General features: G+C 64.4%; 18 protein-coding genes. 11 read left to right on the top strand and 7 right to left on the bottom strand.

The features are described 5' to 3' along the window. Positions 1–162 precede the first annotated feature (162 nt). From D618_RS0109555 to D618_RS0109545, 3 genes are all read left to right on the top strand, one after another. Positions 163–636: a fasciclin domain-containing protein gene (locus D618_RS0109555; protein ID WP_238550655.1), complete on the top strand. Its 474-nt coding sequence runs from the start codon at positions 163–165 to the stop codon at positions 634–636. 187 nt (positions 637–823) lie between these two features. Next, entirely contained in the window at positions 824–2,041 is a 1,218-nt protein-coding gene (locus D618_RS0109550; RefSeq protein WP_017671288.1) for a DUF3419 family protein, read from the top strand. Then, on the top strand, positions 2,028–2,696 hold the full coding sequence (locus tag D618_RS0109545; RefSeq protein WP_017671287.1) for a class I SAM-dependent methyltransferase: 669 nt from the start codon (positions 2,028–2,030) through the stop codon (positions 2,694–2,696). The genes D618_RS0109550 and D618_RS0109545 overlap by 14 nt, the downstream gene beginning before the upstream one ends. Before the next feature lie 12 nt (positions 2,697–2,708). Here the strand turns inward: D618_RS0109545 and D618_RS0109540 are convergent, their stop codons facing one another. From D618_RS0109540 to murI, 5 genes are all read right to left on the bottom strand, one after another. After that, positions 2,709–4,274 (bottom strand): cisplatin damage response ATP-dependent DNA ligase, encoded by a 1,566-nt coding sequence (locus D618_RS0109540; protein ID WP_017671286.1) that lies wholly within the window; start codon positions 4,272–4,274, stop codon positions 2,709–2,711. Beyond that, positions 4,274–5,278 (bottom strand): ligase-associated DNA damage response exonuclease, encoded by a 1,005-nt coding sequence (locus D618_RS0109535; protein WP_017671285.1) that lies wholly within the window; start codon positions 5,276–5,278, stop codon positions 4,274–4,276. Before D618_RS0109535 ends, D618_RS0109540 begins: the two co-directional genes overlap by 1 nt. Positions 5,279–5,311: 33 nt before the next feature. Then, positions 5,312–6,562, bottom strand: coding sequence for a YceI family protein (locus D618_RS0109530; RefSeq protein WP_026091501.1), 1,251 nt, complete (start codon positions 6,560–6,562; stop codon positions 5,312–5,314). A 4-nt stretch (positions 6,563–6,566) separates the two neighbouring features. After that, positions 6,567–7,781: a 5-aminolevulinate synthase gene (gene hemA, locus D618_RS0109525; RefSeq protein ID WP_017671283.1), complete on the bottom strand. Its 1,215-nt coding sequence runs from the start codon at positions 7,779–7,781 to the stop codon at positions 6,567–6,569. 281 nt (positions 7,782–8,062) lie between these two features. After that, the gene (gene murI / locus D618_RS0109520; protein WP_017671282.1) at positions 8,063–8,884 is read right to left on the bottom strand and encodes a glutamate racemase; all 822 of its coding nucleotides are present in this window, start codon (positions 8,882–8,884) and stop codon (positions 8,063–8,065) included. A 110-nt stretch (positions 8,885–8,994) separates the two neighbouring features. Between murI and plsY the strand changes: the two genes are divergently transcribed. The 4 genes from plsY (at position 8,995) to fsa (ending at position 14,266) form a co-directional block, all read left to right on the top strand. Next, positions 8,995–9,606 (top strand): glycerol-3-phosphate 1-O-acyltransferase PlsY, encoded by a 612-nt coding sequence (gene plsY / locus D618_RS0109515; protein ID WP_017671281.1) that lies wholly within the window; start codon positions 8,995–8,997, stop codon positions 9,604–9,606. Positions 9,607–9,630: 24 nt separating this feature from the next. Further along, positions 9,631–10,743, top strand: coding sequence for a DNA-processing protein DprA (dprA, locus tag D618_RS0109510; RefSeq protein WP_017671280.1), 1,113 nt, complete (start codon positions 9,631–9,633; stop codon positions 10,741–10,743). Between the two features lie 91 nt (positions 10,744–10,834). Further along, positions 10,835–13,453: a type I DNA topoisomerase gene (topA, locus tag D618_RS0109505; protein ID WP_017671279.1), complete on the top strand. Its 2,619-nt coding sequence runs from the start codon at positions 10,835–10,837 to the stop codon at positions 13,451–13,453. Positions 13,454–13,612: 159 nt separating this feature from the next. Continuing rightward, positions 13,613–14,266, top strand: coding sequence for a fructose-6-phosphate aldolase (gene fsa / locus D618_RS0109500; protein ID WP_017671278.1), 654 nt, complete (start codon positions 13,613–13,615; stop codon positions 14,264–14,266). A gap of 102 nt (positions 14,267–14,368) precedes the next feature. Here fsa and D618_RS0109495 read toward each other — a convergent pair whose 3' ends face one another. Beyond that, a complete protein-coding gene (locus D618_RS0109495) occupies positions 14,369–15,559 on the bottom strand; it encodes a penicillin-binding protein activator (RefSeq protein ID WP_026091499.1) in 1,191 nt (396 codons plus the stop codon). A gap of 27 nt (positions 15,560–15,586) precedes the next feature. Between D618_RS0109495 and rsmI the strand changes: the two genes are divergently transcribed. Genes rsmI through D618_RS0109475 form a run of 4 tightly spaced genes read left to right on the top strand, consistent with a single transcriptional unit; the run spans position 15,587 to position 18,403 of the window. Next, positions 15,587–16,438, top strand: coding sequence for a 16S rRNA (cytidine(1402)-2'-O)-methyltransferase (gene rsmI, locus D618_RS0109490; RefSeq protein ID WP_017671276.1), 852 nt, complete (start codon positions 15,587–15,589; stop codon positions 16,436–16,438). Further along, the gene (locus tag D618_RS0109485; protein WP_017671275.1) at positions 16,431–16,793 is read left to right on the top strand and encodes a YraN family protein; all 363 of its coding nucleotides are present in this window, start codon (positions 16,431–16,433) and stop codon (positions 16,791–16,793) included. Before rsmI ends, D618_RS0109485 begins: the two co-directional genes overlap by 8 nt. A 39-nt stretch (positions 16,794–16,832) precedes the next feature. Then, entirely contained in the window at positions 16,833–17,783 is a 951-nt protein-coding gene (gene gshB / locus D618_RS0109480; protein ID WP_026091498.1) for a glutathione synthase, read from the top strand. A gap of 2 nt (positions 17,784–17,785) precedes the next feature. Beyond that, entirely contained in the window at positions 17,786–18,403 is a 618-nt protein-coding gene (locus D618_RS0109475) for a DedA family protein (protein WP_017671273.1), read from the top strand. Between the two features lie 114 nt (positions 18,404–18,517). Here the strand turns inward: D618_RS0109475 and D618_RS0109470 are convergent, their stop codons facing one another. Further along, positions 18,518–19,432, bottom strand: coding sequence for a tyrosine recombinase XerC (locus tag D618_RS0109470; protein WP_017671272.1), 915 nt, complete (start codon positions 19,430–19,432; stop codon positions 18,518–18,520). Positions 19,433–19,440 lie beyond the last annotated feature (8 nt).

Raw genomic sequence — 19,440 nt, 5'->3', positions numbered from 1 at the left:
CTCCGTAGCTGCCCCCGTATCCACCTTCCCCAACAGGGTACGAAAACCACGGAGATCGATATGCTGAAATTCGCTGCCCCCAAGCTTCTCGTCGCAACCGCCGCTGCAACCCTCGCGATTGCTGCCCCAGCGCTCGCCAACCACCACAAGGGTGACCATTCGATGGTCGGCGGTGCCGCGATGTATCCGGCCAAGAACATCGTCGAGAACGCCAGCGCAGCGCCCAACCTCACGACTTTGGTCGCAGCGGTCAAGGCCGCAGGCCTTGTCGACACGCTCGCATCGCCCGGCCCGTTCACGGTGTTCGCCCCTACCGATGATGCCTTTGCCAAGCTGCCCGCCGGAACCGTCGAGACGCTGGTGAAGCCCGAGAACAAGGCCACACTGACCCAGATCCTGACCTATCATGTCGTTGCCGGCAAGGTGACGGCGAAGGATATCGTCGCGCTGATCAAGCAGGGCGGTGGCAAGGCCGTAATCAAGACCGTGCAGGGTGGAACCCTCACAGCCTCGCTGCAGGGTCAGAATGTCGTCCTTACTGACGCAAAGGGCGGCAAGTCGATCGTGACCCAGACCGATGTCATGCAGAGCAACGGTGTGGTGCACGTGATCGACACCGTGGTGATGCCGGGCTGACCCCCTTTCTTCCTGGCTCATCACAGGCCCGCCGGTCCCCCCAGACCGGCGGGCCTTTTGATTCCGGGTTGCCGGCAAATGTGACAGGCATCGTCGCCAATCGGTCATGCACAGGTCATGCAACCATCCTAGCGCGCGGATCGGAACGCAGTTTCCGATTGCACCACAGGACAGGGGGATCACCAGCATGGCCGGACCGATGCGCAACACCAAGATCGTCGACGCCGTCACACAGGCAGGCACCACGACGAAACAGGGTTTGTTCGAACGTGCGTTCGCTTTTGCCTTCAAGGGGCTGGTGTATGCGCAGATCTGGGAAGACCCGGTCGTGGATATGGAGGCGCTCCAGATCCAGCCCGACAGCCGAATCATCACCATCGCCTCGGGCGGATGCAACGTCCTGTCGTATCTGGTGGCGGACCCGGCACAGATCATCGCGGTCGATCTGAACACCGCGCACATTGCGCTCAACAAGCTCAAGGTCGCTGCCGCGCAACATCTGCCGGACTATGGCCATTTTCACCGCTTCTTTGCCGAAGCGGATCGCGCCGACAACATCCGCGCCTATCACCACCATATCCGTCCGCACCTTGACGAGACCAGCCGCCGATATTGGGAGGGGCGTGACCTTGCTGGGCGGCGGCGGATCGGCGGCTTCGGCAGCGGCGTCTACAAGCGCGGCCTGCTGGGCGGTTTCATCGGTACCGCGCATCTGCTGGCGCGACTGTACAAGGTCGACCTGGGCCGCATGCTCAAGGCGCAGTCGCTCGAAGAGCAGCGCGCCATCTTCGAACAGCATCTGGCGCCGGTATTCGACAAGAAGTTCGTCCGCTGGCTGACGGATCAGCCGCCCGCACTGTTCGGCCTGGGCATCCCCCCTGCGCAGTTCGAGGCATTGGCGGGTGACGAGAAGATGGCAGATGTGTTGCGCAAGCGCCTTGAAAAGCTGGCTTGCGACTTCGAGATCCGCGACAACTATTTCGCCTGGCAGGCCTTTGGCCGGGGCTATGGCAAGGGCGCCGACCAATCGTTGCCCCCGTATCTGCAGGCGCAGCATTACGATCTCATCCGGGCGCGGGCATGCCGGGTCGAGGTTGAGCATGCCAATTTCATCGAGCGGCTGCAGGCGAGCGCGGATGCCAGCCTTGATCGCTATGTGCTGCTCGACGCGCAGGACTGGATGAATGACCAGCAGCTCACCACGCTGTGGACCGAGATCACCCGCACGGCGCGCCCCGGTGCCCGCGTATTGTTCCGCACCGCTGCCGAGCCCAGCCTGCTGCCGGGGCGTATTCCCGACGATCTGCTGGCGCGCTGGGATTACCGCGCCCATGACTCGCTGGGCTATACCCGGCGCGACCGCTCCTCGATCTATGGCGGGGTGCATCTGTATGTCCTCAAGTGAGGCCAATGCACCCGAGCGCAGCCATGCCGATGCGATGGACGCAATCTACCGGACGCAGCGGCATATCTATGACCTCACCCGCAAATATTACCTATTGGGGCGTGACCGGCTGATCGATGATCTGGCACCACCGCCTGGCGGGCTAGTGCTGGAAGCGGGCTGCGGCACGGCCAGGAACCTGATCGTGGCGGCCAGGCGCTACCCGCAGGCGCGATTCTTCGGCTTCGACATCTCAGAGGCCATGCTGGAAAGCGCGCGCCAGCAGGTACGCAATGCCGGGCTTCAGGACCGCATATTCCTGACCCGCGGCGATGCGACCGATTTTTCGACGCAGCGATTGTTCGGCGTGCGCGGGTTCGACCGCGTCTTCTGTTCGTACACGCTCTCGATGATCCCCGGCTGGGAGCAGGCAATCGCTGCCGCCGCTCAGGCGCTGGTACCAGGGGGAAGGCTGCACATCGTCGATTTCGGCGATCAAGGCGGGCTGCCGACCTGGTTCGGCAAGGGACTGCACGCCTGGCTCGCCCGGTTTCAGGTGAACCCCAGGGCCGATCTTGAAGCCATCGCCCGCCACACGGCGCAGGAGCGCCGACTGCCGCTCGTCCATCGGCCGCTTTACCGAGGCTATGCGCAATATGCGGTGCTGGGAGGCTGACTCGCTGGTCAATCAGGTGATAAACGCTTTCAGCGCGGCCACTGTATCGGCCTCTGCTGCCGGCTTGTCTCGCCGCAACCGCGCGATCCGCGGAAAGCGCATGGCGATGCCCGATTTGTGCCGCTTCGATTCGTGGATCGAATCGAAAGCGACCTCGAGCACCAGCGACTTTTCCACCTCTCGCACCGGGCCGAAGCGATTGAGCGTGTTCTGCCGGACGAACTTGTCGAGCCATTTGAGCTCGGTGTCCGAAAAGCCCGAATAGGCCTTGCCGACTGGCACCAGCTCGCCGTCTTCGGTCCAGCAGCCGAAGGTATAATCGGAATAGAAAGACGAGCGCTTGCCGCTGCCGCGCTGGGCGTACATCATCACGCAATCGGCGGTGAGCGGATCGCGCTTGCATTTGTACCACAGGCCCACACGCCGCCCCGGCACGTACAGGCTGTCGCGCCGCTTGAGCATGACGCCCTCGATCGCTGCATCGCGCGCGCCATCGCGGATTCGGCCCAGCTCTCCAAAATCGCTGGCTGCAATGATCTGTGACAGGTCGAAACGGTCGGCAGGCAGCGCGGTCACCCGCTGCTCGAGCCGCGCGCGTCGCAAGTGCCAGGGCAGGAGCCGCAGGTCTTCGGTCCCGTCGATCAGCACATCATAGAGCCGTACGAATGCCGGCGCCTCGGCGAGCATCTTGGCCGAGACGGTCTTGCGGCCGAGCCGTTGCTGCAGTGCGTTGAAGCTCGCCGCCTCACCCATCTGGGCCTGGCCGCGCACCAGCAGTTCGCCATCGAAAACGCCTTCCACCGGCATGTTTGCGGCGATATCTGGAAAAGCAGCGGTGATATCGTCGCCGCCGCGGCTGAACAGCTTCACCTGGTCACCGATCCGCACGATCTGGATGCGGATGCCGTCCCATTTCCATTCCGCGGCATAGTCGGCGAGGTCCACCGTGCCGTCCTCGAGCGGATGCGCGAGCATGAAGGGGCGGAAATACGGCGTGCCTTCGGGGTCGGGGCGCGGGCCACCTTCGCCCCAGGCAAACAGGCTCGCGTACGGTGGGGCAAGCGCGTGCCAGACCTCTTCGACCGCATCGACGTCCACGCCGAAGGCCTGGGCAAAGGCCGTCTTGGCAAGCCGCGCCGAGATGCCGACACGCATCGCGCCCGTGGCCAGCTTGATCAGTGCATAGCGGCCATCGCTGTCCAGCTGGTCCATATATTCGGCGAGCAGGGTCGGCGCGCGGGCACGGCTGACGCTGGCGAAGCTGTCGACGGCATCGGCGAGGCGCAGGTCGTTGGCAGGTGTGCCCATCTCGGGCCAGATCAGCGCCACGGTTTCGGCGGTGTCGCCGACGAAATCGCGGCTGAGGCGGAACAGCTCGGGATCGACCCGCTCCATCGCCATCGCGCGCACGGCGGAGGATTTGACGGCGGCAAAGTCCGCCTCGCCGGTCAACGCGGCGAGCGCCCAGCCGCGATCGGGATCGGGCGTGGCGCGCAGATAGTCCGCGATCAGCGCGACCTTGGCGTTGCGCGAGCGGGTATAGCCCAGCTGCGTGATGAGGGCGGCAAAGGCGCGCATCAGGCGTCGTCCTCGTCTTCGCGGCCCACCAACGCCAGCGCGCGCGCCTTGACCTGATGGAGTTCACACCAGCGCAGCAAGGCCTCTTCGCGTCCGTGCGTCACCCACACCTCGCGCGGAGCGACATCGCGGATGGTCTGGGTCAGCTCGTCCCAATCGGCATGATCGGAGATGATTAGCGGCAGCTCCACGCCGCGCTGCTGGGCGCGCGCGCGTACCCGCATCCAGCCCGATGCCATGGATGTGACAGGATCGGGCAGGCGGCGGCTCCAGCGGTCGGCCAATGCTGATGGTGGGGCAAGGATGATCCGGCCCATCAATTCGCTCTTGTCGGCTCCGGCAACGGGGCGCAGTTCGCCCAGATCGATGCCGTGCTCGGCATACAGCGCGCACATCTTTTCCAGCGCGCCGTGCAGATAGATCGGGTCTTCGAAGCCCGCATCGCGCAGCTCGGCGATCACCCGCTGCGCCTTGCCCAGTGCATAAGCGCCGACGAGCACGCAGCCTTGCGGATGGGCATGCAGCATGGCGAGCAGCTTGGCGATCTCGTCAGGGGTCGGCGGATGGCGGAAGACGGGCAGGCCAAAGGTCGCCTCGGTGATGAAGATATCACACGGGACCAGCTCGAACGGCGCGCAGCTGGGGTCAGGGCGACGTTTGAAGTCACCCGTAACCACCACCGTTTCACCCTGATACTCCAGCCGGATCTGCGCCGATCCCAGCACGTGCCCTGCGGGGTGGAACGAGATGCGCACTCCGCCCAGCTCGATCGAGCTGCCGTAATCGACCGCATGCTCGTCGGCATAACGACCGTAGCGCAGGTTGATGATCGCCAGCGTTTCAGGCGTCGCCCAGACCGCGCCATGCCCGCCACGCGCATGGTCGGCATGGCCGTGCGTCACCAGCGCTCGCGGTACCGGGCGCGAGGGGTCGATCCACGCATCGGCAGGCCGAACGTAAATGCCGTGGGGAAAGGGTTCGATCCAGTGCTGGGTTTGCGCCATAGGCCAGCGATATGGAGTGCCCGCCGCGCAGCTTCAATCGCGCGCAGTCGCCCTGAAGTCGAAGTTCACCGCAACCGGGCCTGCAATCTCGGCCGTACTCGCGTAATCGCCTTGGCCGACGCCGAAGCTGGTGCGATCGATCGTCGCAGTGCCGCGTGCCCGGGCGCGGTTGCCGTCGATGTCGAGCGTGAAGCTGACCGGCACCGGCTTGCTCGCGCCGCGCAGGCTCAGCGTGCCATCCGCGCGGTAGCGGTTGCCGCCGAGCGACCGAAAGCGGGTCGCGCGATAGGTCGCCTTGGCAAAGCGCGAGGTGTCGAAAAAGTCGCTGTCGGTCAGCGTGCCATCGCGCTGGCTGTCACCGGTATCGACCGAGGCGAGATCGATGCTGACCTCGATGTTCGATCCCTCGAGCGCTTCGGGATCGAACAGGATGTTGGCCGACCAGCGCGAAAAGCTGCCGTTGACCGGCTCGCCGTTCCAGCGTGCGGTAAAGCCCAGGCTGCCGCCGGGGGCGACCGCCCATGTGCGTGGTTCGGCAGGGGTATCGTCTTCTGCCACAGCATCGTCTGCCGGAGCGGTTTCGGCATCTTGCGCCACTGGCGCTTCAGTTTGAACAGGGTCGGCCACCGGCTGCGCGACCACTTCCGTCTTGGTGGGCGCTGTGGCGCTGGCTTTGGGATCTGCGATCTTGCCCAGCAGCACGCTGCCCAGGATGATCGCCGCTGCGAGCAGTACAGCGCCCATTGCCTTGCCCTGGCCGCCGGGCAGCATCCGCGCGAGGATTGGCGTACCCAGCATATACTGATGCCGCAGCGCGCCTACGACATGCAGCACGAACAGGGCAATCGCGACGTTGGGCATGAAATGGTGGAGGAATTCGGCAGGTTCGCCCCATGCGGCGGGCACCGGCAGATGCGGCCATGGGATCGTGCCGAACAGCAGGGTATCGACCTTGATCTTCGAGGTCGAAACCAGGATCCAGCCCGTCACTGGCGCTGCAATCATGAAGATGTAAAAACCGGCGTGCACCACTGATGACAATGTCATCGCCCATTTCGGACCTGGCACCGGGGCAGGCCGGGGGGCGGCAAAGCGCCAGCCCAGTCGGACCAGGCTCAGCAGCAGGATGGTGATGCCAACGGACTTGTGCAGCTGGAAACGCGCGAACAGATCGGGCCCGCGCGGCCCTTCCAGCGATTCCGCAAAGACGATCTGGAACACCAACGCTGCGGCTATCAGCCAGTGGAGAACGATCGAACCCAAGCTGTAGCGTTGTGGCGTCATGGTGTCAGGCAGCCTTGCGAAGCTCCAGCCTGTCCCAGATCTCGACCAATGCGGACGTCAGATCGCGCATCATGGCCTCGTCATGCGAAGGACCGGGTGTGAAGCGCAACCGTTCGGTGCCGCGCGGCACAGTGGGGAAATTGATCGGCTGCACATATACGCCGTATTCCGCCAGAAGCATATCACTGATCCGCTTGGCCTTGATAGGGTCACCCACCATCAGCGGCACGATGTGCGTCGTCGACTGCATCACCGGAAGGCCGGCCTCTGCAAACAGCCGCTTCAGGCGTGCTGCGGCTTCCTGCTGGCCGTCCCGCTCCTCGCTCGACTGCTTGAGGTGCCGCACGCTGGCGAGCGCACCTGCCACGAGAACCGGCGAGAGCGACGTCGTGAAGATGAAGCCCGGGGCATAGCTGCGGATCACGTCGATGATGCGCTGGTCGGCAGCAATATAGCCGCCCATCACGCCAAACGCCTTGCCCAGCGTTCCCTCGACAATCGTCAGCCGCTGCGCTGCCTCGTCGCGTTCGGAGATGCCACCACCACGCGCGCCGTACATGCCGACGGCGTGAACCTCATCAAGATAGGTGAGCGCGTTGTACTTGTCCGCAAGGTCGCAGATCGCATGGATCGGGGCGACATCGCCGTCCATCGAATAGACGCTCTCGAACGCGATCAGCTTGGGAACGTCCGGGTCTTCGGCGGCGAGCAGCTCTTCGAGATGTTCGACATCATTGTGCCGGAACACACGCTTTTCGCAGCCCGAATTGCGGATACCGGCGATCATCGAGGCGTGGTTGAGCTCATCCGAAAAGATGATGCAGCCCGGCAGGATGCGGGCCAGCGTCGACAGCGTGGCGTCATTCGAGACATAGCCCGAAGTGAACAACAGGGCGCTGTCCTTGCCGTGCAGGTCGGCAAGCTCTTCCTCGAGCTGGATGTGATAATGCGTGTTGCCACCGATGTTGCGCGTGCCGCCCGAACCCGCGCCGACATTGTGCAGCGCCTCTTCCATCGCCTCGATCACCTTGGGGTGCTGGCCCATCGCGAGATAGTCGTTGGAGCACCACACGGTGATCGGCTTGGGGCCATTATGGCCGTGGAAGCAGCGCGCGTTGGGATAGGCGCCCTTGTTGCGCAGGATGTCGATAAAGACGCGGTAGCGGCCCTCGGCATGCAGCCGATCAATCGCAGCTTCAAAAATCTGGTCGTAATTCACGCGGTCACCTTAGTTTCGACGAGTGATAACCCAAGCTGTGCGCTGCGGTAATGCGACCTAGCCCCACGCATATGCTGGCGTTGTAATAGCAACAATATCCCGTATTTCCAGCGATAATGGCTCGCAACTGATGGGGGCAGGTTGGACAAATCGTCCTACCCTGATCCCATGCGCTCATACCGCAAGTACGGTTTCAGTGCTTCGGGGTTAAGCCAGAGCTATTCGGGAGCCCAACGGAATTTGCCCATTTGCATGATCGAACCAGTCGATCAAAAAATGCGTTACAGCGTGTCGAACGATGCAAAGCCGCGCTGCCTGAGCATTGGAATATAGGGGGCAATGCCGCTGGCTGTGCCGGTTGCGACAAAGCGCAGGCCGTTGCCAACAAAGGTCTGCGAACGGGTCAGATACGCGATCCGGCGGGCAATGCCCTGTGCGCCGTGAACAAAGTTGATCGGACGACCAAAAGCAGCGGCCAGCTCGTCCTGGACCAGCGGAAAATGCGTGCAGGCCAGCACGACGGTATCGATTGCCACGGCGCGTTCCTGGCTTGTCAGACCCTGAACCGCCCGCACGAAAATGGCAGGGTCAGGCAGCTCGCCGCGCAGTTTCATTTCGGCGGCGCGGACCAGTTCAGGCGCTCCGAAGCGGATGATCGTCGCATCACTGGCAAACTCGCGCGCCAGATTGGTGACATAGGGCTGGCGTACGGTGGCCTCGGTTCCCAGCACGCCGATGACGCGGCTTTCCGATTGTTCGGATGCAGGTTTGATCGCAGGCACCGTCCCCACCACCGGCAGGTCGAGCGCGGCGCGGACCTGGGGCAGCGCGATGGTCGAGGCGGTGTTGCATGCGATGGTGATCAGCCGCGGGCGATAACGTTCGACCAGGCGACCCAGCAGAGCGGGGACGCGCGCGGCGATTTCTGCCTCGGTCTTCTCGCCATAAGGCAATCCGGCAAAATCGGCAGCATAAACGATCGGCGCATCGGGCAGGGCATGCCGCGCGGCATCGAGCACGGTCAGCCCGCCGACACCGGAATCGAAGAACAGCAGCGGTGCGTCAGCGGCGATTTCAGGTGCGTTCGGCGAGATGTGCGTCATGCCGCACGCTTAGCATCGCCACGCTCGCGATCAACCATGCTTGCCAAAACCGCCATGCTGCCTATCACGCAATCGGCGCTGCTGGATGCGCTGCTATAAGGGTGTCGACGATGAACGATCTGGCCGGAATCGCAGTTGCGACGCTGGGCGGCCTGTTGCTGCTGGGCTATCTGCTGGGCTCCATCCCCTTCGGCATCATCCTCACCCGCATGGCGGGCGCGGGTGATTTGCGCAGCATCGGATCGGGCAATATCGGTGCGACCAACGTGCTGCGCACCGGACGCAAGGGGCTGGCCGCAGCGACCTTGCTGTTCGATCTGGGCAAGGGTGCGGTGGCGATCGCGATTGCCGAGACGGGGGCGCCGGGCAGCGGGCCGATTGCCGGCCTGGGGGCATTCCTGGGGCATTTGTATCCGATCTGGCTCAAGTTCAACGGCGGGAAGGGCGTTGCCACCTTGCTTGGCATTGCGATTGCGCTTTACTGGCCGCTTGGCGTTGTCTTCGCCGTGGTGTGGCTGGCTGTCGCCTTTGCCTCGCGCTTTTCGTCGCTGGGCGGAATGATCGCAGCCGCCGCGATGCCGGTGGCGGCATGGTGGTTCGGAATGGAGCTGGCGCTGTGGGTCTTCATGGTCACATTGGGGTTCGTGCTGTGGAAGCATCGCGGCAACATTCAGCGGCTGATGGCGGGGACCGAGCCGAAGATTGGCAAGTCCGCCGCATAGTCTGCGCAGTTCCGGGCAGCCATCGTGCTTGATGCCGAGCATCTTGCACGGATCCGCCTGCTGCGCAGCGAACGCATCGGCCCGGTCAGTTTCGCGCAGCTGCTCGCCCGCTTCGGCAGCGCGCTCAATGCCCTTGAGGCATTGCCCGATCTGGTGCAGCGCGCCGGCGGGCGTTCGATCCGCATCGCCACGGTTGCGCAGGTCGCAGCCGAAGCGCGCAAGGTAGCCGCTGCCGGTGCCCGCTATCTGTTCGCCGACGATGGCGACTATCCTGCCCTGTTGCACCACATCGACAACGCCCCGCCAGTGCTGACCATTCGCGGCGATGCCGCATTGATGCAGCGTCCTGCCATCGCGATGGTCGGCGCGCGAAATGCTTCTGCCGCTGCATGCCGCCTGGCCCGGCAATTGGCAGGAGAGCTGGTCGAAGCCGGGTTTCTGGTGGTGTCGGGGCTGGCGCGCGGCATCGACACTGCCGCACATGAGGGTGCAATGCGCATCAGCGGCCATGGCGCAGCGCCGACTGCCGGGGTGATCGCCTCGGGCATCGATATCAGCTATCCGCCCGAGAACCAGGGTCTGCAGGCGGCGATGGGCGAACGAGCGTTGGTGATAGCGGAACAGCCGCCGGGAACCGAACCGTTGGCGCGGCACTTTCCGTATCGCAACCGGATCATCGCCGGCATGGCGATCGGCACCTTGGTGGTGGAGGCTGCCCCGCGTTCGGGCTCGCTGATCACCGCGCGGCTGGCCGCCGAGGCGGGGCGCGACGTCATGGCGATCCCCGGATCGCCGCTCGATTCGCGCTCGCGCGGCTGCAACGAACTGATCCGGAATGGCGCTACTCTGGTGCAGGGGGTCGGCGATATCCTGGAGCTGATATCCCCCTTTGCCGGGACCCTGCAGCAGCGCATCGCCGCATCGCCCCAGCCCTATGTGCCCGAATGCGCGATCGCGCAGCCGGATGACACGGCACGGCGCGAGCTGGTCAGCCTGCTCGGCCAATCGCCCGTCGGCATCGACGAACTGGTGCGCCAGTCCGGGCTGGACAGCGGCGCTGTGCAGATGATCCTGCTCGACCTGGAACTGGCCGGCATGGTTGAGCGCCACGCGGCAGGCCGGGTGTCGCTCATTTGAGCGGGCATGCCTGCACTGGACGGCCTTGACGAATGCGGATAACGCCCCCCAGCTTACACGCACACGTGAGAGCTTCCAGGAAATACAAAAAATGCAGCTGGTTATCGTCGAATCGCCCGCCAAGGCCAAGACCATCGAAAAGTATCTCGGCTCGGACTACCGGGTGCTGGCGTCCTATGGCCATATCCGCGACCTTGCGCCCAAGGATGGCTCGGTCGATCCCGACAATGATTTCGACATGGTCTGGGAAGCCTATGGGGACAAGACGCGCCAGCTGAAAGCGATCACCGACGAGGCCAAGAAGGCCGACCGACTGATCCTCGCGACCGACCCTGACCGCGAGGGAGAGGCAATCAGCTGGCACGTTCTGGAGGTGCTGACCAAGCGCAAGGTGCTGCCCAAGGCGGTCGAGCGCGTGACGTTCAACGCGATCACCAAGAAAGCGGTGACAGAGGCGATGGCCGCGCCGCGCCAGCTCGATACTGATCTGATCGATGCCTATCGCGCCCGCCGCGCGCTCGATTATCTGGTCGGCTTCACGCTCTCGCCGGTGCTGTGGCGCAAGCTGCCCGGCGCCAAGTCGGCAGGCCGCGTGCAGTCGGTCGCACTGCGGCTGATCGTCGAGCGCGAGCGCGAGATCGAGGCGTTTACCGCGCAGGAATACTGGTCGGTTTCGGCGCAGATGGAGCAGGGCGGACAGCCCTTCACCGCGCGTCTGGTGCGGCTTGAGGGCGAAAAGCTCGACAAGCTGTCGCTGGGCAACGCCGGTGCCGCAGAGGCTGCCAAGGCCAAGGTCGAGGCGGGCCATTTCACCGTCGAGACGGTCGAGACCAAGCCGCTGAAGCGCAACCCGCCGCCGCCGTTCACCACCTCGACGCTGCAGCAGGAGGCCGCGCGCAAGCTCGGCTTCTCGGCCAGCCACACGATGCGGATCGCGCAGTCGCTCTACGAGGACGGCGCGATCACCTATATGCGGACCGACGGGGTGCAGATGGACCCCGGCGCGATCCAGGAAGCGCGCAAGGCGATTTCGGACCGCTATTCTGGCCATTATCTGCCCGAGACCCCGCGCCAGTACCAGACCAAGGCCAAGAACGCGCAGGAAGCGCATGAGGCAATCCGTCCCACCGATTTCAGCCGCGACAAAGCCGGGTCGGGCGACCATGCTCGCCTGTACGACCTCGTGTTCAAGCGCGCGCTGGCCAGCCAGATGGCGACCGCGCTGCTGGAACGCACCGTGGTCGAGCTGGTCGATGGCACCGGGCGCACCGCGCTGCGCGCCAATGGCCAGGTCGTCAAGTTCCCCGGCTTCCTCGCGCTCTACGAGGAAGGGCTGGATGACAGCGACAGCGAGGATGGCGGTCTGCTGCCGATCATGTCCAAGGGTGACAGCCCGGCGAAGAAATCGGTCGATGCGGTGCAGCACTTCACCCAGCCGCCGCCGCGCTTTTCGGAAGCGTCGCTGGTCAAGCGGCTCGAGGAGCTCGGCATCGGGCGGCCATCGACCTATGCCTCGATCATTCAGGTGCTCAAGGACCGGTCGTATGTGAAGGTCGAGAAGAACCGTTTCTTCGCCGAGGAATCGGGGCGGTTGCTCACAGGATTTCTCGAGCGCTTCTTCGAGCGCTATGTCGCCTATGACTTTACCGCCGGGCTCGAGGAAGAGCTCGACGATGTGAGTGGCGGGCGGGCCGACTGGCGCGCGGTGCTCGAAGCGTTCTGGCGCGATTTCAAGCCCAAGACGGCCGAAGTCATGGAGCAGAAGCCGTCCGAGATCACGGCCGAGCTCGATATCTTCCTCGAGCCGTATCTCTTCCCCAAACAGGCTGACGGCGGCGATCCTCGCCTGTGCCCGAAATGTGGCGAGGGGCGTCTGGCGCTGCGCGGCGGCAAGTTCGGCGCGTTCGTCGCCTGCTCAAATTATCCCGAATGCAAATATACCCGGCGCTTTGCCCAGGGTGGCGGCGAGGGCGACGGCGCGGACACCGGACCCGAAGAGCTGGGCAACGATCCGGTCACCGGCGAGCCCGTCACCAAGCGGTCGGGCCGTTTCGGACCCTATGTTCAGCTGGGCGAGGGCAAGGAGGCCAAGCGCTCGTCCATCCCCAAGGATGTTCCGGGTGAGGATTTCGGACTCGAATGGGCGCTCAAGCTGCTGTCGCTGCCGCGTGAAATCGGTGCGCATCCCGAGACGGGCGCGATGATCACCGCGAGCATTGGCCGCTATGGCCCGTATCTTTCGCACAACGGCAAATACGCCAAGCTGTCGGGCACGATGGACGTGTTCGAGACCGGGATGAACGCCGCTGTGGTCAAGCTGGCAGAGGCGCTCGCCAATCCCGGTCGCTCCAGCCGCGCCGCGCCCGAGCCCCTCAAGGTGCTGGGCAAGAACCCGGCGACCGATACCGACGTCAAGATCATGGATGGCCGTTATGGCGCCTATGTCACCGATGGCAGCGTCAATGCGACCATCCCCAAGGACAAGAACAAGGACGAGCTGACGCTGGACGAAGCGCTGGCGCTGATTGCCGAGCGGGCCGCCAAGGCACCGGCGAAAAAGGGCAAGAAGCCCGCAGCCAAGAAGGCAGCGCCGAAAAAGGCGGCCGAAAAGAAGACAGCGGACAAGAAGCCCGCCGCGAAAAAGGCGCCTGCCAAAAAACCTGCGGCAAAGAAAGCTCCGGCAAAGAAGCCCGCCAAGACCGAGGGCTGAACCGATCCTCTCTCCTCCCGGGTGCGGGGGGAGAGGGTGTCCAGCTCCGCTGTGCCTGAGCCTGTCGAAGGCCGGGCGCCCGATTTTCCGTTAACGCCTGCGGCCTCAAGCGCTATAGGCGGGCGCAAGAATCGCCCCCCATGCGCAGGAGCCAAGCCCATGAAATTTTTCGTCGACACCGCCGATACCGCTGAAATCGCTGATCTGGCCGCTTCCGGGCTGCTCGATGGCGTGACCACCAACCCCTCGCTGATCGCCAAGTCGGGCCGCGATTTCCTGGAAGTGACCAAGGAAATCTGCGCGCTGGTCGAAGGTCCAGTGTCGGCAGAGGTCGTCGCGCTCGACCACGAAACGATGATGAAAGAGGCCGAGATCCTGCGCAAGATCGCCGACAATGTCGCGATCAAGGTTCCGCTGACGCTCGACGGCCTCAAGACCTGCAAGAAGCTGACCGACGATGGCACGATGGTCAACGTGACCCTGTGCTTCTCGGCCAACCAGGCACTGCTTGCCGCCAAGGCTGGCGCAAGCTTCATTTCGCCCTTCGTCGGCCGTCATGACGACAATGGCTTCGACGGCATGGCGCTGATCGAAGACATCCGCCTGATCTATGACAACTATGCCTTCGACACCGAAATCCTGGTGGCCTCGGTCCGCCACCCGATCCACGTGCTCGAATCCGCGCGCATCGGCGCCGACGTCGCCACCATGCCGCCATCGGTGATCCGCAGCCTGTTCAAGCACGTGCTGACCGACAAGGGCATCGAAGGCTTCATGGCCGATTGGGCCAAGACCGGTCAGTCGATCGGCTGAGCTCTGACCGCGCCTGACAGGGTTACAAAAAACCGCCGCTGCGAGCCCTCGCAACGGCGGTTTTTTGTGTGACTTACCGAGTGAATGGATGGCGCGTTTGGCTCAATCTGCAAAGCTCTTCGGTGCAGGTGACGCCACCGTCAGCGTGCCAGCGCCAACCTGCTGCACTTCGAGCAAGCGTTCCGCCACGCCATTGCGACCGAAGCGGAAGGCGCCGTCGAGGCCGATGAAACCGCCGGCGTCGCGCAGGCGGTCCATCGGGAAGGCGGTGCCGGGCTTCCAGTCGCGCGCGATACGGGTGGTCAGCAGCACGCTGTCATAGCCCAGGGTCGAGAAGCGGAACGGATCGGTGCCGAATTGCGCGCGGTACTTGGCGGCATACTGGCGATAGAGGCCATCCGAGACGCTGGCGAACCACGCGCCGCGCATCGCCGCAGATGCGGGCAGGGTGCGTTCGGTGTTCCACAGTTCGGTGCCCAGGATGCGCGCATCGGTGCCGCCATTGGCGCGGATCAGCGGAACGATACGGATGGCAGCGGCCCCGCTGTCGGCGATCAGGATCGCTTCATATTCGCTGTCGCCCTGCATTTTCTTGAGAGCGGTGGTGATCGCGGCGTTGCCTGCGCCATAGCTCTGCATCGACACCACGGTGCCGCCTGCGGCCTTGACCGACGAGAGCATGGCGGACGAGGCGCGCTGGCCATAGGTTCCGGCGGGCACCAGCGCGGCAAAGCGGGTGATGCCCTGCGCGCGGGCGTGGCGGACCACGCGGTCGATCGACTGCGCGGGCACATAGCCCATCACGAAGACATTGTTGCCCGCGATGCCGACATCGTTCGAATAGCTGATGATCGGAACCTTGGCAGCATTGGCGGCAGAGGCGATGGCGACGACATCATCGCCGAACAGCGGGCCGAGGATCAGGCGATTGCCATCGGCGATCGCGCGCTGGGCTGCGGCCTGCGCGCCGCGCGCCGTGTCATAGCTGGTGATGCGGATATTGCTGGCCTTGGTGTCCATCAGGGCCAGCGTGGTCGCATTGGCGATCGACTGGCCGACGGCGGCGTCCTTGCCCGTAAGCGGCAGCAGCAGCGCGACGCGGTGGCGCGACGCATCGCTGGGCAGCACACCGGTGATCGGGCCATCATCGGGCCGCGTGGTGGGCTGGTCAGGCTGCTGGCTGGGGGTGGAGGGCGGCGTGGTCTTGGGCACCATCGTCTGGCACGCTGCCAGGAACAGGGTGCCCAGCACCAGCATGAGGATGGCCTGCCATTTTCGATAGAGGTGTTTCACTGCTTGTCGCTCCCGCGCTGCCGGTCCATGAACATCCGCGTGATTCCTGATCCCGAACCCGGCCTGTATATCGTTGCGACACCAATCGGCAACCTTGGTGATCTGTCGGCACGCGCCCGGCAGGTGCTGGAGCAGGCCGACCTGATCGCGTGCGAGGACAGCCGCGTGACCGGGGGACTGTTGCACCATCTGGGTTTCAAGCGACCCCTGGCGCGCTATGACGACCATGCCCGGCCTGCTGATCGTGAACGGCTGATTGCTGCGGCTTTGCAGGGTCCGGTGGCGCTGGTGAGCGATGCCGGCACGCCGCTGATTTCCGATCCCGGCTACAAGCTGGTGCGCGAGGCGCGCGAGGCCGGGGTGACGATCCATTCGATCCCGGGGCCGTCGGCGATGATCGTGGCGCTGACGCTGGCGGGGCTTCCGACGGACAGATTTTACTTCCACGGCTTCCTGCCCAACAAGGCTGGTGCGCGCGATCGCGAGATTGCCGGGCTGGCGGCGATCCCGGCAACCTTGGTGTTCTATGAAAGCGCCAAGCGGATTGCGGCGTGCCTGGCCGCGCTCGAGGCAGGTCTGGGCAACCGCGAGGCGGCAGTCGTCCGCGAGATCAGCAAGAAGTTCGAGGAAACGCGCACCGGGACGCTGGCCGAGCTTGCTGCCTTTTACGCCGATGCCACGCCGAAGGGTGAGATCGTGCTGGTTGTCGGCCCGCCACTGGCCGATGCCGGAGAGGCGGACGCGGACGATGTCGAGGCTGCCTTGAAAGACGCGCTCGCGACCATGCCGCCGGGCAAGGCTGCAGGCGAAGTCGCCAAACGCTTCGGGCTCGATCGCAAGGCGCTGTACGCGCAGATCATGGCGAGCCGCGATGGCTGAGGCGCGGCGCAGGCAGGCCGAGGCGGCAGGTCGGCGCGCTGAACGCATGGCGGCATGGTGGTTGCGGCTCAAGGGCTGGCGGATATTGGCAAGCCGGGTGCGCACGCCCTTTGGCGAAGTGGATCTGGTGGCGCGGCGCGGTCGCATTGTCGCGTTCGTCGAGGTGAAGCACCGGGCGAGTGCAGCGGAACTCGATTTTGCGATTGATCACCACCGCCTGCGCAGGGTCGCTGCTGCAACCGAAGCGTTGATACCGCGCTTCGTGCGGTCTGGCCAGGATGCGCGGATCGACGTGATCCTGCTTGCACCGGGACGCCTGCCGCGCCATCTGACGCATGTCTGGCAGGGCGACTGAGCGCCCGCTGCCACCTGAACAACCCGAAGACAAAGGCCTATTCCCATGAAAATCGCGGTGCAAATGGACCCGATGCCCGGCATCAACATCAAGGGCGACAGCAGCTTCGCGTTGATGCTGGCGGCGCAGGCGCGCGGATACACGCTCTATCATTACGACGTGGAGACGCTGACCTATGAGGCCGGGCAGGTAACCGCTCACGCGCATCCGGTGACGGTGCGCAATGTGGCCGGAGACCATTTCACCTTTGGCGATCCGGTGCGGCTCGATCTGGGCGAGGATGTCGATGTCGTGCTCATGCGGCAGGATCCGCCGTTCGACGTCGGCTATATTACCGCCACGCACATTCTCGAGCGGCTCAAGGGGCGCACGCTGGTGGTCAACGACCCGGCCTCGGTGCGCAATGCGCCCGAGAAAGTGTACGTGCTCGATTTCGAACGCTTCATGCCGCCAACGTTGGTGACGCGCTCGCTCGACGAGGTGAAACGCTTCCAGGCGCAACACGGTGCGATCGTCGTCAAGCCGCTGCATGGCAATGGCGGCAAAGCGGTGTTTCTGGTGGGAGAGGATGGCGCGAACCTCTCGGCTTTGGTCGAGCTGTTCGGGCAGATCTGGCGCGAACCGTTCATGGTCCAGCCTTTCCTTCCCGAAGTGGCCGAAGGCGACAAGCGCATCGTGCTGATTGACGGCAAGGTGGCTGGCGCGATCAACCGCAAGCCGGGTGAGGGTGAGTTCCGCTCCAACCTGGCGGTCGGCGGCTATGCCGAGTCCGCAACGCTGACGCCGCGCGAGCAGGAAATCTGCGACGCCATGGGGCCCGAGCTCAAGGAACGCGGGCTGCTGTTCGTGGGTATTGATGTGATCGGCGGCAAGTGGCTGACCGAGATCAACGTCACATCGCCCACCGGCATCGTCGCGATCAGCGCTTTCAACAACAGCGATGTTGCAGGCATGATCTGGGATGCGATCGAGGCGCGCCTGAAGACCTGAGAATGAACGATTTTATCATCAATCTGGTGGCCAGTGGCGGATATTGGGGTGTCGCGCTGCTGATGGCGCTCGAAAACGTGTTTCCGCCGATCCCGTCCGAACTGATCATGGGGCTGGCCGGGATCGAGGCGGGCAAGGGCCATTTCAACCTGTGGGTGATGATCCTAGCCGGCACCATCGGATCGGTCGCGGGCAACTATTTCTGGTATGCCATCGGCCGATCGTTTGGCCCCACGCGGCTCGAGCATTTCGTCGCCCGCTGGGGCCGGTGGCTGACGCTGGATCATCGCGAAATCGAGCGCTTCAACCGACTGTTTCATCGGCACGGCGCTTCGACCATCTTCTTCGCGCGAATGGTCCCCACGGTCCGAACACTGATTTCGCTGCCCGCCGGTATTTTCCGGATGAGCCGGACGAAGTTCCTGCTGTGGACATTTGCCGGTGCAGGCCTGTGGAACGTGGTGTTTGCCGGCATCGGCTTTCAGCTGGGCGCGCGGGTCGAGGAGATCGATGCGTGGACCGGGCCGATATCGACCGGTGTGATCGGGTTGATCGTGCTGGTCTATCTGGTGCGGGTGATCTTCTGGCGGCCTGCCAGGAGTGACCAGGAGGCGTCGTAGCGCTTTACGTCCCTCGACTTCGCTCGGGACCTCGGAGAGGTTGGTTGGCTCTGCCTCCAATTCGTCTGTCCCGAGCGAAGTCGAGGGACCTAGGCATACACTTTCGCCCGCCGCTCAAGCCCTCGGATGGGCATTTTCATAAACGTCGAGAAGCTGGGCAGCATCGACCTGCGTGTATATCTGCGTCGAGGAAAGGCTGGCATGGCCCAGCAGCTCCTGCAGCGAGCGCAGGTCGGCGCCGCCTGCGAGCAGGTGCGTGGCAAAGCTGTGGCGCAGCGCATGCGGCGTTGCATCCTCCGACAGCCCCAGGAGGCGGCGTGCGTTCATCATCGCGCGGCGGACGAGCGCGGGCGACAGCGGTCCGCCGCGCGTGCCGCGAAACAGCGGCTCGTCGGCCTTCAACGCAAAGGGCACGAGTGCGGCATAATGCGCTAGGGCCTGTTGCAGCTGGGGCAGCACGGGCACGACGCGCGGCTTGCCGCCCTTGCCGATGATGCGCAAGCTTTCACCCAGCGGCAGCACCGCTGCGGTCAGCCCCGTCGCCTCGCTGATGCGCAGCCCTGCCCCATAGAGCAGCAGCAGCACCGCCCAGTCGCGCGCCTGCACCCAGGCTGCGGCATCGCGCGCCGCCATGGCATCGCCCAGCGCCATAATGTCATCGGGCGCGATAGGGCGCGGCAGACTGCGCTTGATGCGCGGACCTTTGAGGCGCGGCGGAACGACAGCGCCCTCATGCTGCTCGGCGGCAAAGGCGAGGAAGGCGCGCATTGCGGACAGTTCTCGCGCGGCACTGCGGTTGGCGAGGCCATCACCGCGCCTTGACGCCAGATAGGCGCGCAGATCAGCCTGGGATGCCGATGCCAAGCGTTTGGAATGCGCAGGTTCGCCCCAATGCTCGGCGAGGAATGCGCTCAATCGTTCGGCGGTCGCGACATAGGCACGCACGGTATGCAGAGATCGGCGGCGATTGTCCGCGAGATGCCCGCGCCATCGTTCGATCAGCCGGGTTGCGGGCAACGGTTCACTCATGCGCTGAG

Source organism: Blastomonas sp. AAP53 (genome assembly GCF_000331245.1).
GTDB lineage: Bacteria > Pseudomonadota > Alphaproteobacteria > Sphingomonadales > Sphingomonadaceae > Blastomonas.
Note: the sequence above shows the minus strand (reverse complement) of the source record. Positions and strands in the feature narration are given on the sequence as shown.